Below are 16,581 nucleotides of genomic sequence, written 5' to 3'. Positions count from 1 at the left end.
GCTTCGCCCCCTTCCCTCTTCCCCTGTTCCGCTTCCCCTGTTCCGCTTCGCCACGTAGGAGATTCCGGTATGCCTTCGCCCGCCCCCGCCCAGCCGTCCGACCGTCTGGTGCTGCTCAACCCCGGCCCGGTCAACGTCCACGACGACGTACGCGCCGCCATGGCCTCCCCCGACCAGTGCCACCGCGAGCCCGAGGCCGCGGCCCTGATCCGCCGTGTGCGCGAGAAGGCCACACGGATCGCCGGCGGCGACGAGCGGCACACCTCGGTGCTGCTTGCCGGCTCCGGCACCGCCGCCCTGGAAGCGGCGTTCTCGTCGATCGTGCCCGCCGACGGCCGCATCCTGATCCTGGACAACGGCAACTACGGCGAGCGTCTGTGGCGCATCGTGGACGTCCACGGCATCCCGCACGTGCGCATGGAGTTCGGCTGGTGCGATCCGATCGACGTGGCCGCCGTCGACAAGGCGCTCGCCGACGACCCGTCGATCACCCATGTCGGTCTGGTCCACCACGAGACGAGCACCGGCCGGCTCAACCCGCTGCGCGAGATCGGCGAGGTGGTCGCCCGGCACGGGCGGCAGCTGGCCGTGGACGCGATCAGCAGCCTGGGCTCCGAGGAGCTGGACCTGGTCGCCGACCACATCGACTGGTGCGTCGGCACGGCCAACAAGTGCCTCGAAGGCCTGCCCGGCGTCTCGTTCGTGACCGCCTCCCGCGCCCGGCTCGACGCCCTGGAATCGGTGGCGCCGAACACCTTCTACCTGGACCTGTACGGCCACTACATCTCCCAGGACCGCAAGAACGCCCCGCTGTTCACCCCGGCCCTGCAGGTCATGACCGCCCTCGAGGAGGCACTCGACCGCTCCCTCGCCGAAGGGGTCAAGGTCCGCGGCGAGCGCTACACCGCGCTGGCCGAGCGGATCCGCGCGGGCCTCGCCGAGCGCGGTGTGCGCTTCCTGCTCCCCGCGGACCAGCGCGCCAACTCGGTCACCAACGTCTACGTGCCGGACGGCATGACGTACGAGCAGCTGCACGACGGTCTCAAGGCCGAGGGCTATGTCGTCTACTCCACCCAGGAGCAGCTGGCCGGAGTCTTCCGCGTGGCCAACATGGGCCAGCTCTCGCCGGCCGCCATCGACGGCTTCCTCGCCGCATTCGACCGCGTCGTCGCCGAGCTCGGCGACGCACAGGCCTGACGCCGACGCCACGCCACCGTCCGACAAGGAGCGATCCACCATGTCCTCGACCAGCCTCGCCATCGTCGGCGCCGGCCCCAGCTGCACCTATGTGCTCGACCGTCTCGCGGCGACCGCGCGCGCCGCCACCGGTCCTCTCTCGCTCGACATCCACATCTTCGACCGCTCGGGCAAGTTCGGCGCCGGCCAGGTGCACAGCCCCGACCAGCCGGTCACCAGCTTCCTCAACCGCATCGTCGGCCAGGTCTCCTTCGCGGCGGACGAGTCCGTCGTCGACGCCGGCCCGCTGCTGCCCGCCGAGGACCGGCCCACGCTCCTCGAGTGGTGCCGCGCCAGGTACGAGGCCACCGGCGACGAGATCTTCGACGTCGCGGCCGAGGACTGGCCCAAGCGCTACGTCCACGGACTGGCCCTGCGCGACCAGTTCGAGCGCTTCGTCGCAATCCTGCGCGCCCTCCCCGGTGTCCGGGTCCATCTGCGCGGCGCCGAGGTGGCCGACCTCGAAGAGCTCGACGGCGGTCGGCTCGCGGTGTACGGACGCGACGGCGAGCACCTGGTGGACGCCGACAACGTCCTGATGCTCACCGGGCACTCCTCCAACGACCCGATGCGCTACCCGCGCCAGGCCGCGTGGGCGCGGTTCGCCGAGCGCACCACGGCCACGTTCGTGCCCTCGGCGTACCCGCTGGAGCACGCCTTCGAACAGGGGCAGGCCGGGCCCGGCTCCACCGTGGGCTGCGTGGGCATGGGCCTGACCGGCATCGACGTCATCCTGCTGCTGACCGAGGGCCGTGGCGGTGTGTTCGAGGAGCGTGGCGACGGTACTCTCGCCTACCGCCCCTCGGGCCGGGAGCCGGACTCCGTCGTGCTGTTCAGCCGCTCCGGACTGTTCACGTTCGCGCGGCCGTACAACGCCAAGGAGCAGAATCCGCAGGAGCTGGAGCACCGCGGCGTCTTCCTCACCGAGGAGGCCGTGGACCGGGTGCGGACCGCGGCCGGCACACCGGTGCTCATCGACGGACGCGAGCGGCGCCAGCTCGACTTCCGCGCGCATGTGTTCCCCGTCGTCGTCCTGGAGATGGCCTACCTCTACTACGCGACGCTGTTCGGCCCGGAGTTCGCTGCCGAGCTGAACGCCGCCGCGCACGAGGAGTACGAGGCGTTCCTCGCCGACGGCGGCCGGGGCGCGGCCTGCGAGGAGTCCGTGCGCCGGCTGCTCGTCCCGGTCGAGCGTCTCGTCGACGACGCCGAGCGGACCCTCGACGCGGTGCTCGCGGGCACGCTGTCGTTCGCCGTGGCGAAGGACCGCGCCTGGAACGTGGAGACCGCGCTCACCCGCTATCTGCAGGTGGTGTTCGGCCCCGAGCAGGCGGAGAAGCTGGCCGCCCACCTGGACGACGCGGCCGGTTTCGCGGCGGCCGTCGCGAAAGCCGAGTCGCCCTGGCGGCACGGGAAGACGGTCGCCGGGAACCGCTTCGCGTGGGAGCGGTCGATCCGGCCGATCGACCGGGAGTCCTTCGCCACCCCCGAGGAGTACCGCGAGCGCTTCCTCGACTTCCTCGACGTGGACCACCGCTGGGCCGCACAGAACAACCTGATGAACCCGGCGAAGGCCGCCGCCGACGGTGTCTGGCGCGATCTGCGCGACACCTTGGCGCACGCCGTCGACTTCGGCGGGCTGCACGCCGCCTCGCACCGTGACTTCCTGAACGTGTTCATGCGGCACCACAACCGGCTGTGCAACGGCGCCGCCCTGGAGGTCATGGAGAAGATCCGGGCACTGGTCGAGCACGGGCTCGTCGACATCTCGGCGGGCCCGGACGCCGAGGTCGCCATGGACGAGGAGCGCGGCTCCTTCGTGGTGCGCGGTGCGCTCACCGGTGCACAGATCCCGGTCGACATCCTGGTCGACTCGCGCGTGCATCCCTTCGACGCGGAGAACGACGTGCTGCCGATCTACCCGAACCTGCTGCGCCGCGGCCTGGTCCGCAAGTGGCGCAACCCCGGCATCGACGAGCCCGATTTCGAGCCGGGCGGCCTCGACCTGACCGCTGACTTCCACCCGGTGCGCGCGGACGGTCTGGTGGACCGTCGGCTGACCCTGCTCGGCCCGCCCAGCGAGGGCGTGATGTTCTTCCAGCTGGGTGCTCTGCGCCCGAACCAGAATCATCACGTGATGCAGGACATTCTCTGCTGGATACGGGAGTTCTGGGCCCAGGCCGACACCGGGAAGGCCTCTGACAGAACCGAGTCCGCCCAGGCCGGCGCGCTCGTCGGGGCGGGGCGATGACCGTGACGGACGGCACCCCAAAGCCGGCGGAACGCCTCGCCGAGATCGAGGCGACGCACAAGCGGCTGCGCGCCCAGGCCACCCTGCTCGGCGAGGCCGGGGTGCGTGCGCCGAGCACGCTGCCGGGGTGGAGCCGGGCGCATGTTCTGACCCACCTCGGCGACCTCGCCCGCGCGTTCGCCCGCCAGGCGCTGTGCGCCCTGGACGGCCGGGTGGTCGATGTCTACGACGGCGGGCGGCCGGCCCGCGACGCGGCCATCGAGCGCGGCGCACCTCGCTCGGTGGAGCTGCAGCTCGCCTCCCTGGAGGACGGGCTGACACAGCTCGAACAGGCCTGGGCGCTGCTCGGCCCGGGCGACTGGGACCGGCCGTGCGGGTACCGCGGGGCCACGCTCGAGGCCACCCAGCTGTGCTGGTGGCGTGAGGTGCATCTGCACTTCACGGATCTGGACCTCGGCTACCGCGCGGAGGAGTGGAGCGACGCGCTCGCCCGGCACGTCGTCGGTTACCTGCTGCCGCGGCTGCCCGCAGACCGCACCACGGTGCTGTACTCGGACGGTGACCGCTGGGAACACGGCGCGGGGGCGCCCACCACCGTGCACGGCACGCGGCAGGGTCTCGCGGCCTGGATCAGCGGCCGTCCGGCGGCGCGCGAGCCCAAGGCGTACGGCGCGCACGACTCCCTGCCCGAGCTGGGCTCCTGGCCCTGATCCTGCGATCCGGCACCCGTTGCGCCGGTCCGGCCGCCGTATCACGGCCGCCTCATCGCCGTCTCGCCGCGGGCGGGTGCCGGATTCTCAGCTCCCATGCACCCGGGCGGCGCCGACCACCCACACGCCGCCCTGATCCCACGAGGAGGAAGCGACCCATGGCACAAGCCGCGCAAGCACAGACACTGAGCGGGGACTCCAGCCTGATGCTGCCTGAATTCGACGAGCCGCCCGCCGCACCCGAAGGCCTGGTGCGGGCCTGGCTCGACTCCGCCGTGACGCGCGGCGTGCGCGAGCCGTTCGCCGCGGTACTCGCCACGGCCGACGCGACGGGCCGGCCGTCGAGCCGGGTGCTGCTGGTCAAGGACGTGGACGAGCGGGGGTTCGTCTTCACCAGCTTCCGCGGCAGCCGCAAGGGGCAGCAGCTCGCCGCCAACCCCTGGGCGTCCCTGACCTTCTACTGGCGTGAGTCCCTGCAGCAGATCACCGTGGAGGGCCAGGTCGAGACGCTCACCGACCAGGAGTCGGACGAACTGTTCGCCCGCCGCCCACGGGCCGCGCAGGCGACCACCGCCGTGTCCCGGCAGAGCCGCCCGCTGGCCGACGAGGCGGAACTGCGAGGCCGGGCGGGCGCGCTGGCCGCCGCCGGCGCCGAGGTCGCCCGTCCCGCCGAGTGGACCGGCTACCGGCTGGCGCCACAGTCGGTGGAGTTCTGGTACGGCAGCCCGGACCGGCTGCACCGCCGGCTGCGCTACGTGCGCGCCGGTCTCACGGCCCCCTGGACCCACCAGCGGCTGCAGCCGTGACCGCCCCCGCCATCCGCCCGGCCGGGCCCGCTGGGGCCGGGCACGGGCGGGGCGCGCACGCCCGAACAACGGAGAGTCAGATGCAAGAATCCGGTCTGCTGCGGGCGGTCGGACACGACCTGGCCGCCGAGATGCGCCGGCACCGGCCCGCGAACTGCGTGACCACCTCGGCCGCCGTCCAGACATGGCACCGCACCAGCGGCCGCTTCGCGGAGGGCAGGGTCAGCGACGTCAGCATCCAGCAGGGCCAGGGCACGTCGGCCCGCTACGTCCTGCCCGACGGGCTGCGCCACCGGGCCACGACGGGCCTCGATCCCCGCGTGGCCCGTCTCGACGCCGCGCTCGGCGCGGTCCCCGGCCGCACCGACGCGGTGCGTGGCGCACCGGAGTGGATGGCGCTGCCCGCCGTCCTGGACGCGCTCGGCGAACTGGAGGCGGCCGCCCGCGACTTCGACCCGTCCATCGCGCACGTGGTGGTCGACTTCGAATTCGACGACCAGGACATGTGCCTGATCCACGACGGACATCCGGTCGACGAGCACCGGCTGCTCAGCTATCTCACCGTACGGGTGATCGCCCGCCGTGACGGGCGGACGGCCACGGGCTTCTACACCCCCGGTACCGGCGGCCCCCTGTCGGACATCGACACCCGGGCCGCCGGTGTGGAGGTCGCGCGCCGCGCGGTCGAGGGCCTGGTCGCCCGGCCCGCGCCGGTGGGGCACCTGCCCGTGGTGGTCGCGGGCGGCCGCGGCATGGTGCTGCTGCATGAAGCCTGCTGCCACCCGCTGGAGGGCGACGAGGTGCTGCGCGGGTCGGTCTACGCCGACCGCGTCGGCGAGCAGGTCGCCTCCGGCCTCGTCACGCTCACCGACGATCCGACCGTCACGGGAGCGGTGGGTTCCTTCGCCCACGACGACGAGGGCACGCCGGGCAGCCCCACGACGCTCATCGAGAACGGTGTGCTCAAGGGCTTCCTCACCGACCAGGAGTCGGCCTCCAGGCTCGGCCGCCCGTCCAGCGGCAACGGCCGCTGCACGACGGTGCTCCAGCCGCCGCAGGCCCGGATGACCAACACCTGTCTGGGCGCGGGGACCTCCAGCGTCGACGACCTGATCGAGGGCACGGAGTTCGGGATCTACGCCCAGCACGTCGGCGGCGGTGAGGTCATCGAGTCCACGGGTGAGTTCACCTTCCGCGTCACCAACGGCTACCTCGTCGAGAACGGCAAGGTCACCGACCCGATCGAGGAGACCACCATCACGGGAACAGGAACGCAAGTGCTCAGGGACATCGACGCGATCGCCGACGACGTGGTGGTCGGCGCCGCCAAGTGCGGCAAGTTCGGCCAGTGGGTGCCCGTCGGCGTGGTCGGCCCCACCCTGCGGGTCGGCTCTCTCCTGGTAGGAGGTACGCAGGCATGAGCACCACGACGAGTACGAGCGGGACGCCCGTCAGGCCGTACGGGGAGTGCGGTGCGTACGCGGAACTGGCCGGCGCCGCCGCCCGCCTGAACGAGGAGGCGGCGGCCCGTGGCGCCGCCTCGGAGGTGTGGGCCGCGCGGCAGGAGGTGGCCGAGGCAGTCCTGGTGCGCGGTGTGGTGGAGCGGCACAGCACGGTGACCACATCGGTGGCCGCGCTGACCGTCCGCAAGGACGGCCACGAGGGCTATGTGGTGCACAGCCCGGCCGGCCGGCACGATCCGGACCTGGTCGACACGGCGCTCGCTATGGGGCGGGCACTGCCCGCGGCCGACGCGCCACCGGTCGCCGACGGGCCGTCCGCCGTCCAGGTGTCCAACGCCCCCGAGGCACGGATCGACGAGGCCACGCTGGAGCGGCTGCGCCGACTCAGCGACGGCCCGGCCGATGTCGGCATCGAGCTGCGGGCCCGCGCCGACCACGGCTGCGTCCTGCTGCAGCGCGGCGGCACCGCTCCCCTGCGCCGTGGCACGGACACCTTCCAGCTGCAGGCGCGGCTCACCGCCAAGGGCGAGCGCGTGGGCCACATCGGGCACCACGTGTTCGGCCGCGACGCCGAGGACACCCTCGCCGCGGCCGAGGCGCGCGAACTGCCCGAACTCGTCCAGCTGGCCCGGGTGCTCGCCACCGAGCCGGTGCCCGACCCCGCGTACGACGATGTGCTGGTCGACGGCCGGGTCCTGGCCAGACTTCTGATGCTGGCCGTTCCCGCGTTCCTGCTCGACTCGGTGCTCGAAGGACGTTCCCCACTCGCCGGCCGGGTGGCGGAGCGCATCGCGGCGGCGGGTGTGTCCCTCACGGACGACCCGACTGATCCCGACAGCCCGTTGTACGAGCCGTGGGACGACGAGGGCGCGCCGTGCGGCCGTACGGTCCTGATCGACGACGGCGTCCTGCGCGGCTTCCTCAGCTCACGGCGTACCGCCGCCGAGGTGGGCGGCCGCAGCAGCGGCTCGGGCCGGCGCGGCCCCATGGGCGAGATGGCGACGGTCCAGCCGGGCTGTCTGCGGCTGCGGCCCGGCCCCGAGCTCGGCGACCGGCCGGCCGAGGGCCGTACGCTGCTCAAGGTGGTGCAGGCCAACGGCGCCCACATTTCGAACGCCATCACCGGCGACTTCTCCATCGGCGCCAACGCCGTCCTCGTCGCGGCGGACGGCGGTCAGCGCAACGCGGGCAGCCTCACCCTGGCCGGCAATGTCTTCGACCTGCTCCGCCACGTCGACGGCCACGACGGCCGGGTGCGGGTGAACCGGAGCCACCACTCGTTCGTCGCCACGCCCGGGGTCTGGACGTCGCGCCTCACGGTCGGGCGGTGACCGTGTCCCTGCTCAAGAACCGGGAGTTCCGCGTCTTCTGGGCCGCCCAGACGGCCTCCATGCTCGGCGGCAACATGAGCCGTGTGGCGATCCCGCTGCTGGCCGCCACGACGCTCGCGGCCGGGCCGCTGGAGATGGGGCTGCTGCAGGCCGCCCAGACCGTCGCCTTCCTGCTCGTCGGCCTGCCCGCCGGCGCCCTCGTGGACCGGACGCGTCGGCGGCCGGTCCTGATCGCCTGCGACGTGCTGCGTGCGGCGCTGATGGGCCTCATCGTGCTGGGTCTCCTCCTCGACCGGATGAACTTCCCCGCGCTGATCGCCGTGACCTTCGCCATCGGGCTCGCCACCGTCTTCTTCGAGATCGCCTACCAGTCGTACGTCCCGAGCGTGGTCGCACCGGAGCGACTGGTGGAGGCCAACGCACGGCTGGAGGGCACATCGGCGACCGCGCGGACGGCCGGTCCCACCCTGGGCGGCTCGATGGTGCAGTTGGCCGGTGCCGCCTCGACCGTGGCCGGGCAGGCCGCCGCGCACGCCGTGTCGGCCTGGCTCCTGAGCCGGCTGCGGGTCGTCGAACCCGACCCGGAGCACAGCGGCGAGCACCGGCTCATGGCCGAGGTCGGGACAGGGCTGCGTTTCGTCCTCGGCCATCCGGTCTTCCGTGCGCTGATCGGCTCCGCCGCCACGTTCAATTTCTTCTTCGCCCTGACCCAGCCGCTGGTGATGCTGCTGCTCGTGGACGAGCTCGCCCTGTCCGGCGCCACGGTCGGTCTGCTCATGGCCGCGGGCGGCGTCGGTGGGGTGCTCGGTGCGGCGTGCGCCGTGCGGATCGCCGCCTGGTGCGGCCAGGTCCGCGCGATGTGGCTGGCCTACTTGGTGACCATGCCGACCACGCTCCTGATCCCGTTCGCCCAGGAGGGCTGGGGTGTCGCGCTGTTCGCGGTGCCCTGGTTCGCCTCCGGCTTCGGCATCGTCGTCTTCAACGTGGGCCAGGTCAGCATCCGCCAGGCGCTGTGCCCGCCGGAGCTGCTCGGCCGGATGAACGCCAGCGTGCGGTTCATCGTCTGGGGCGTGCTGCCGTTCGGCTCCTTCGCCGGCGGTGTGCTGGGCGAGTGGGTCGGGCTGCGCGGCGGTCTGCTCGTCGCCTCGCTCGGCATGACGAGCGGTGTCGTGTGGCTGCTGTGCTCTTCCGTCGTGCGGATGCGCGACCTGCCGCGGCCTGCGGGTCAGGAAGCGCCCGCAGGCCCTGCCGAGGAGCTGTCCCCCGCCGCGACGTAGCGGCCGTGCGCCGCCGGCTTCCGTCTTCTTCCCCCTCGTTCCGCGAGGTTCCCGAGTCTTCCGAGGAGTCATCCCATGACCACCAGTGCTTCCGTCCGCCCAGCCCCGCGCTATGCCGTCTTCGTCGAGGCACCGTTCACCGGCGCGGGCCAGGACTGTGCCCGCTTCCTGCTGGAGCGGGGCGTCACCCCGATCGTGCTCGCTTCGCGTCCTCAGGCCATGCCCGCTTCGCTGCTCCACGACTTCACCGGCCTCGGCGTGGAGATACGCCGCTGCGACACGGACTCGGCCGACGCGATCGTGGCCGTCTGCCGTGAACTCGCCGCGCAGGGCGAGCTGGTCGGGGTGACCTCGGTGTACGAGTACTACTGCGACATGGGTGCGGAAGTCGCCGCCCGGCTCGGTCTGGCCGGTCCCGATCCGGCCGCCGTGGCCGTCTGCCGTTCGAAGGCGGCGATGCGTCGGGCGATGGCCCAGGTGCCCGGGCTCAACCCGGACTTCGTGGTCTGCGCGAGTATCGAGGCGGCGGTCGAGGCGGCCGCCGAGGTGGGCTATCCCGTGGTGGTCAAGCCCGTCGACCTCACCGGCAGCCTGTTCGTCCGCCGGTGCGACACCGCCGAGCAGGTCGCCGAGATCACCCGGCAGGTCATGGAGCTGGGCGAGTACCTGGGGCACGCGGTGGAGCCCGAGGTCGTGGTGGAGGAGTGTGTCGTCGGCGCCGAGTACTCGGCCGAGGTCATGCACGGCAAGGTCCTCGGCCTGACCGAGAAGATCTGCAGCGCCCCGCCGCTGTTCCTGGAGATGGGCCATGTCTTCCCCGCGCCGGTCGGTGGCGATCTGGAGCGGCTGCTCGTGACCAAGGCCGAGCAGGCGGTCAAGGCCATCGGGGTGACCTGGGGGCCCGCACACGTGGAGCTCAAGCTGACCGGCGACGGCTCCGACGCCCGGGTGATCGAGGTCAACGGGCGTATCGCGGGGGACCGTATCCCCGAGCTCGTACGGATCGCGAGCGGCGTGGAGATCACCAGGCTGCACATGACGGCGCTGCTCGGAGGAGCGCCCGACCTGACGCTCGCCTGCGAGCAGACGGCGGCCGTGCACTTCCTGATGCTGGAGCCCAGCGGCCGCCTCGACGCGATCGACGGGATCGCCGAGGCCGAGGCGATGGAGGGTGTCCACGAGGCGCATCTGCGCCCCGGGGTCCAGCCCGGCCTCGTCTACGAGGCCAACGGGTCCAACCGCGACAGGTCGGCGTGGATCATCGCCGAGGGAGCCGACCGCGACGAGGCGCTCGGCCGCGCCCGTGCCGCCGGGACACGGCTGACCTTCACCTGGTCCGCCGCCGACCCGGCCGGGGTGCGGTGACATGACGTCACCGGCACCGTCCGCCGTGGCCTTTCCCGCGAGCCCCCGCCGCCCGGGGGACGCAGTGGTCCCGGTGCGCTTCGCCACGGGTTCGGCCGCGCACGGCCCGCTGACCTGGAGCCAGCAGTACTACCTGGCGGAGGTCGAGGCGGCGCGTCCGCTGGGCCGCAGTCTGGCGCTCAGGCGACTGTACGAACTGCGCCCGGGAACGACCGAGCAGGACGTGACCGCGGCCCTGGCCACGCTGCTCGAACGCCACGAGGCTCTGCGCAGCACCGTCGTCCCCGCCGCCGACCCCGAGGACGCGCGCCAGCGGGTCCATCCCGACGGCCGGCTGGACCTGCTCGTACGGGATGTGCCCGAAGGAGTCCTCCGGTCAGCCGCGTCACAGCTCCTTCAGGAGCTTGCCGCGCCTGTGTTCGACCTGGCGCGGGAGTGGCCGGTGCGGGCCGCGCTGGTATGTGCCGGCGGTGGACCACGGCTGCTGGCCCTGGCGTTCAGCCATCTCGCGGTCGACGCGTTCGCCCTGCGCCCGGTCACCGAGCATCTGGTGGCGGCGTGCGCGGTGGCCGATCCCGTGGCCTATCCTCCGACGCGCTCGGATCACCCCGGGCGGGGCCTGCTGGAGCAGGCGGCCCTGGAGCGGTCCGCCGACGCGGCGCGGGCGCTGCGGCGGGCGGCCCGGGTGTGCGCGGCGATGCCGCCCGCACCGCCGGACGATCCGCGTGGCGCCCCTGCGGGCTCGTTCCGCTTCCTGTCCCACCGGTCTGCCGCGCTCGACCTGGCGACGGGCGCGGTGGCGCTGCGCAGCAAAGAGAGCGTGGCCACTGTGCTCACCGCGGCGATGCTCACGGTGGACGCGCTGATGGCCGGAAGCACCACCGGTTACGTGCAGTTGATCGCGGCGAACCGCACGAGGCCCGAGCTGGCGCGGGCGGTTCAGCCCTGTTCCCAGCCCGTGCCCTGCTGTGTGGACGTCACGGACGCGTCGTTCCACGACCTCGTCCGCAGGACGGCGGCGGCCACGCTCGGCGCGTTCCGCTTCGGGTCCTTCCCGCCCGCCGGACTCGACCGCGCCCGGGCCGCGGCCGAGCGGGACAGAGGCGTACGCCTCGACACCTCCGTGACGCTCAACTACCGTCCGCGGGCCGACCCGCTGCCGCTGCGCGCGGTGACCGGGGACGAGCTGCGGCGGGCGGCGGCCGACCGGGAGACGGCCTGGACCGACGGCGAGTACGTCTGGCGGGCCACGCGCTGTCTCAGTATCGACGCGTCAGCCGGCGGTCTGCGCCTCGTCCTGCAGGTGGACACGGCACGGCACTCGCGGCAGTGGGCCGAGCGGTGGACTGCCGCCTTCGAACGGCTGCTGTGCGCCGCGGCACGGGCCGACGTTCCGGCCGGCCGGCTCTCCCGCGTCGTACGGCCCGGTGCCGTGCGGCGGCGGCTTCCCGTACCGAAATGACTGTTCTCCCACCCGTACCCACCCAAGGAGTCACCACAGGCATGGCACAAACGCATACGAACAAGCGCCTGGTCCTGGTCGGCGCCGGCGTCATGGCCGAGGGCTATCTCCGGGCGGCGCAGACCCTGGGGGTGCGCGTCGGCGTCGTGGAGACCACCGAGCGCTACGCCGCGCTGCGCGCGAAGTACCCGGACATCGCGGACTTCGAGCCGGTGGATGCCATCGCCGTAGAGCGCGATGAGGCCTGGCTCGCACCGGCCATGACGCTGGCAGGCCGGCTGCGCCCGCACGGCGTCTGGGGATTCGCGGAGCCGCATGTCCTGGCCACCTCGATCCTGCAGCACCGCTTCAAAGTCGCCGGGCCCGGGCTCGACACCTCCGTGATCTCCCGCAACAAGGCCTTCCAGCGCGGGGAGTTCGCCCGCGCCGGCCTGCGCCAGCCCGAGCACCGGCACACCGACCGGCTGACCACCGCCTCGCAATGGGCGCTGTCCCGGCTGCCCGTGGTGGTCAAGCCGGTCGCGCTGCAGGGCAGTCGGGGTGTGGAGCGCATCGACACGCCCGACGACTGGCACGGCGCCGTGCTGCGCCGCGACTCCGAGGGTCCGCTGCTGGTCGAGGAGTACATCGAGGGGCAGGAGTACAGCGTCGAGGCGCTGGTGCGTGACGGGCAGATCCTGTTCTGCAATCTCACGCGCAAGGACACCACCGGAGCGCCCTTCTTCGTGGAGCTGCTGCACGAGGCCGGGTTCGGTGCGGGGCGGCCCCTGCTGCGCCGCGCCGTGCGCGAGCTGTGCGAGGGCGTCGTGACCGCGATGCGCGTGTCGACGGGCATCGTGCACCTGGAGTTCCGGGCCCGCGCCGACAACGATCTGGTCATCATGGAGGTCGCGGTGCGCACACCCGGCGACCACATCATGGAGATCGTCTCGCGGGCCCACGGCTGCGACCTGTACGAGGCCTGTGTGCGGCTGGCGCTCGGAGAGATCCCCGAGCTGCCCACCGGGGACACGCCGGTTCGCTCGGCCGGCAGCCTGTTCCTGAGCGCCGAGCGCACCGGCACGCTGCTCTCGCTCGACCTCGACGACTGGGGCACGCGCAGCGGCGTCGCCCACTACGCGGCCCGTCTCGCGCCCGGTGCGCGGGTCCGGCCGGCGGAGAGCTCCGGGGACCGGCTCGCCTACGCCGTGCTCGACTGCGCCGAGCCGCAGGAACTGCGCGCGCTGACGGACGAGTTGCGGCGCGGCGCCCGCACCGATATCGCCGAGCCGGCCGACGCGTCGGCGGCTGCTCTGCTCGCCCCGGCCTGAGCGCGGCCGGCGCGCCGGGGGGCGGCGCATCTCGTCGCCCGCCCCAGGGCCTGTCCGACCGTTCCCGTCTGCCGCGCGACGCCATGCACGCTCCCCCACTGCCTGAAGGGCGTGGGAGGTACCCCCACTCGCCGCACCGGCCCCGGACCCGAGTACGGCCAGTACGCGAGTTCGGGGCCCACACTCCCCCGGCCTCCGGCCGGGGGGACCCCCGGAGCACGCACCTGACGCCGCGCGGCCGCCCTTCGGGCGACGACGCGCATGGTCGGACGGGCCCTGGCCGGCACTGCCCGCCCCGGCCGCCCGGCCCTCGGCCGCCGCCTCCCGTACCCGACCACCCACCCGAGCAAGGAGCAAGATGTCACAGCAGACCGTCCTGATCATCGGCGGCCGTCCGGAGAACCTGCGCAAGGCGAAGGCCTGCGGTCTCGGCGTCGTCCACGTCCAGCACCCCGAGCGCTTCACGTCCGAGCACGCCGCCCATGTCGACGCCGCCCTCCTGGTGGACCCGGCCGACTGGGACGCGCTCGAGCCGCTGGTGCTCACGGCGCACAAGGTCTACGGGTTCACCAGCGCCGTCACCACGGTCGAGGCCTCGGTCGAGGTGACCGGGCGAATCAACGATCTGCTCGGCCTCGACGGCGTCTCGCACACCGTCGCGCGCCGGCTGCGCGACAAGCTGAGCATGCGCGAGCATCTCGCAGCGGCGGGCGCGCCCACCGTGGCCGCGGCCGAGGTGACCGACCGCGCCGGCCTGGCCGCCTTCGGCGCACGCCACGGCTATCCGTTCATCGCCAAGCCCGTCGACGGCATCGGGTCGCTCGCGGTACGGCTGGTCGAGAACGAGGCGGACGTCGATGCCGCCTGGGAGGCCATCGAGCGCACCCGCGGCCGTGATCACCAGTACGCGAAGCTCTTTCCCATCGGGAAGTTCCTGATGGAGGAGTACATCGACGGCCCCGAGTACAGCGTGGAGGCGTTCACCTTCGCAGGACGTCATGTCGTCGTCGCCATCACGGAAAAGCTGACCGACGCGAACTTCGTCGAGCGTGGACACCTGATTCCCGCCCGCCTCGACGAGTCCGCCGAACGGACCGTCGAGGCGGCCGTGGTGGAGTTCCTCGACGCCGTCGGGGTGAAGGAGGGTCCGAGCCACACCGAGCTGCGGCTCTCCTCGCGCGGTCCGCGGGTGATCGAGTCCCACAACCGCCCGGGCGGTGACCGTATCAGGGATCTGGTGGAGGCCGTGTACGGCTTCGACTTCGAGCTCTACTCGGTCGCGGGCACCAGTGGCGCGCTGCCGGCACTCGATGCCCGGCCCTCCCCTCGGCAGGGGGCGGCCACGCTGTTCCTCCAGGCCGGGCCGGGAGTGGTGACCGCCGTCGAAGGGGCCGAGGAGGCCCGTACGGCAGAAGGGGTCCTGGTCGTCGACCTCGCGGTCGAGCCCGGGGACGTGATCTCCACGGTCGGCTCCAGCTTCGACCGGCCCGGTCAGGTCATCGCGGTGGGTGCCGACCCGGACGCCGCGCTCGCCCGGTGCGGACAGGTCTGCGAGGCGATACGGATCAGGACCCGGGGCTGAGGAGGCCCGGGAGCGCCGGGCCGGGGGCGCGGGCCGAGGGGCGAGGGGCGAGGGGCGGGCGGGGCGAGCCCGGACATGCCTTGCCACGATTGCCACGCTCGCTTGGCAATACTTGCCAAGCGCCTGGCGAGACTCTATGTTTCTCATGTGCCCACCGGGGCCAGGGAAGGCTGGCCCACACAGCGGTGCCGCATGAAACGCAGGTGCCGAGGCATCCGCGTGCCCGAGGGGGAGCAGTATGTTCAAGTGTGTCAAGGCCGTACTCGCCGTCGCCGTCGCCGCCCTGATCTCCGTCGGGGTCGCGTCGCAGGCTCTGGCCGCCGACGAGGCGACCAGAGCGGCGACGGCCACGACGACCGGCACCACCGACATCGAATGACCGTGAGAACCCTGCAACTCATGACAGGGTAGGCAATCAAGTAACCCTGGTTGGCAATTCGTTGCCGACTAGGGTTTACTTGTGCTCCCCGGGCGGTCTGGCGATCCCAGATCCCGGTAGTAACGATTTCCCTGTCCCCCGACGGGAGCGGACGTGCTCGACCAGCCAGCTTTCGGCCGACGCCTGCGTCAGTTGAGACAACAGCAGAACAAGACCCAGTCCGACCTGACCGGCCCCGGTATGTCGGCCACCTATCTGTCGCGCCTGGAATCGGGTGCCCGCCGGCCCACCGACCGTGCGGTCGCCTATCTCGCGGAGCGGCTCGGCGTACCCGTCGACACCTTTTCCGAACAGGCCGATGACAACGTCGCCGACGTGATCGTGGACATGGAGGTCCTCTCGCCCGGCGACCTCACCCGCGAACGCAACCAGCGGCTCCACGACGCCTTGGCCTCGGCCGACGAGATCGACCCCATGACGCGCTGGCACGGCCTCGCGCAACTGGCTCGCAACCACCAGGCCCTGGGCGAGTTCACCGAGGAGAGCCTGGTCCTCCAGGACCTGGTGACCTTGAGCGACGAGCTGGGCCGCCCCGTTCTGCAGGTGAGCACCCGGGTCAAGCTGGCACGCAGCCTGCGCGGCCTCGGCGCGATGAAGGAGGCCCGGGAGGCCGCCGAACAGGCCCTGCGCATCGGCAAGGACCTGCGCGCCTGTGCCAACGACGTGCTGCGCGGCAAGCTGGTGCTCGCCTCGGCGGAGGCCGAGCTGGGCGAGCTGGGCCGGGCCGCCGAGCTGAGCGCGGAAGCGTGCGCGATGCTGCAGGACAAGAACGGTTCGCTGAGGGCCGAGGCCTACTGGACCGCCTCATCGGTGGCCGCCCGCCAGGGCAACCACTCCCACGCCTTCGACCTGCTGCTCAAGGCACTCGACGCGGTGGACAGCCGTGACAACCTCCAGCTCTGGATCCGCCTTCGTATCATCGCCGTCGTCCGGTCCATCGAAGCGGGGAAGCACTCCGAGGCGCAATCCTTCCTGGACAGCGTCGAACCGGTGCTCCACCTCGTCGGGAGCCCACGACAGGCCGAGGAGGTGCTCTACCTTCGCGCCAAACTGGCCTTCCATCAGGGCGACCTGGAAACGGCCACGACCCTCTCGTCCCTCATCGAGAACGACGGCGAGCTGCTGTCGCACCGGGACCGGCTCCGCTTCAAGGCCCTGAAGGACCTGCTCGCCCTGCGCTCCGGCGACAAGCGGGCCCTGCCCCGCCTGAAGGAACTCGCCGCCGAGGCACAGGCGGAGTCCTCGCTGGACCTGGCGGCGGAGATCTGGCGCAGCATCGCGGAAGCCGCATTCGCCGCCGACTGACCCACACCGCTCGTCGACGCCATACGGAACGAGTGCGCCCCCTT

General features: G+C 72.4%; 13 protein-coding genes. All 13 read left to right on the top strand.

Annotated features, from left to right (window positions below; all coding sequences use genetic code 11):
* The first annotated feature begins 69 nt into the window (after positions 1-69).
* The 13 genes from KUM03_RS31975 to KUM03_RS31915 all read left to right on the top strand — a co-directional run bounded on the left by KUM03_RS31975 (position 70) and on the right by KUM03_RS31915 (position 16,537).
* On the top strand, positions 70-1,197 hold the full coding sequence (locus KUM03_RS31975) for an alanine--glyoxylate aminotransferase family protein (protein WP_217254040.1): 1,128 nt from the start codon (positions 70-72) through the stop codon (positions 1,195-1,197).
* 40 nt (positions 1,198-1,237) lie between these two features.
* On the top strand, positions 1,238-3,487 hold the full coding sequence (locus KUM03_RS31970) for an FAD/NAD(P)-binding protein (RefSeq protein WP_217254039.1): 2,250 nt from the start codon (positions 1,238-1,240) through the stop codon (positions 3,485-3,487).
* Positions 3,484-4,197, top strand: coding sequence for a maleylpyruvate isomerase family mycothiol-dependent enzyme (locus KUM03_RS31965; RefSeq protein WP_217254038.1), 714 nt, complete (start codon positions 3,484-3,486; stop codon positions 4,195-4,197). Before KUM03_RS31970 ends, KUM03_RS31965 begins: the two co-directional genes overlap by 4 nt.
* Positions 4,198-4,355: 158 nt before the next feature.
* On the top strand, positions 4,356-5,003 hold the full coding sequence (gene phzG, locus KUM03_RS31960; protein WP_217254037.1) for a phenazine biosynthesis FMN-dependent oxidase PhzG: 648 nt from the start codon (positions 4,356-4,358) through the stop codon (positions 5,001-5,003).
* Positions 5,004-5,083: 80 nt separating this feature from the next.
* Positions 5,084-6,424, top strand: coding sequence for a TldD/PmbA family protein (locus KUM03_RS31955; protein ID WP_217254036.1), 1,341 nt, complete (start codon positions 5,084-5,086; stop codon positions 6,422-6,424).
* Entirely contained in the window at positions 6,421-7,797 is a 1,377-nt protein-coding gene (locus KUM03_RS31950) for a metallopeptidase TldD-related protein (protein WP_217254035.1), read from the top strand. The genes KUM03_RS31955 and KUM03_RS31950 overlap by 4 nt, the downstream gene beginning before the upstream one ends.
* A complete protein-coding gene (locus KUM03_RS31945; protein WP_217254034.1) occupies positions 7,794-9,074 on the top strand; it encodes an MFS transporter in 1,281 nt (426 codons plus the stop codon). The genes KUM03_RS31950 and KUM03_RS31945 overlap by 4 nt, the downstream gene beginning before the upstream one ends.
* A gap of 75 nt (positions 9,075-9,149) precedes the next feature.
* Entirely contained in the window at positions 9,150-10,439 is a 1,290-nt protein-coding gene (locus KUM03_RS38940) for an ATP-grasp domain-containing protein (RefSeq protein WP_217254033.1), read from the top strand.
* A 1-nt stretch (position 10,440) separates the two neighbouring features.
* Positions 10,441-11,901 (top strand): condensation domain-containing protein, encoded by a 1,461-nt coding sequence (locus KUM03_RS31935; protein WP_217254032.1) that lies wholly within the window; start codon positions 10,441-10,443, stop codon positions 11,899-11,901.
* A gap of 41 nt (positions 11,902-11,942) precedes the next feature.
* Positions 11,943-13,211 carry an ATP-grasp domain-containing protein gene (locus KUM03_RS31930; RefSeq protein WP_217254031.1) on the top strand — a complete coding sequence of 423 codons (1,269 nt, stop codon included), beginning with the start codon at positions 11,943-11,945 and terminating at the stop codon, positions 13,209-13,211.
* Positions 13,212-13,569: 358 nt separating this feature from the next.
* Positions 13,570-14,793, top strand: coding sequence for an ATP-grasp domain-containing protein (locus tag KUM03_RS31925; protein WP_217254030.1), 1,224 nt, complete (start codon positions 13,570-13,572; stop codon positions 14,791-14,793).
* 238 nt (positions 14,794-15,031) lie between these two features.
* Positions 15,032-15,172: a hypothetical protein gene (locus tag KUM03_RS31920; RefSeq protein WP_217254029.1), complete on the top strand. Its 141-nt coding sequence runs from the start codon at positions 15,032-15,034 to the stop codon at positions 15,170-15,172.
* A 153-nt stretch (positions 15,173-15,325) separates the two neighbouring features.
* Positions 15,326-16,537, top strand: coding sequence for a helix-turn-helix domain-containing protein (locus KUM03_RS31915; protein WP_217254028.1), 1,212 nt, complete (start codon positions 15,326-15,328; stop codon positions 16,535-16,537).
* The last annotated feature ends 44 nt before the right edge of the window (positions 16,538-16,581 follow it).

This window comes from Streptomyces sp. AC602_WCS936 (assembly GCF_019049125.1).
GTDB lineage: Bacteria > Actinomycetota > Actinomycetes > Streptomycetales > Streptomycetaceae > Streptomyces.
This window is presented reverse-complemented; position numbering and strand designations above follow the sequence as displayed.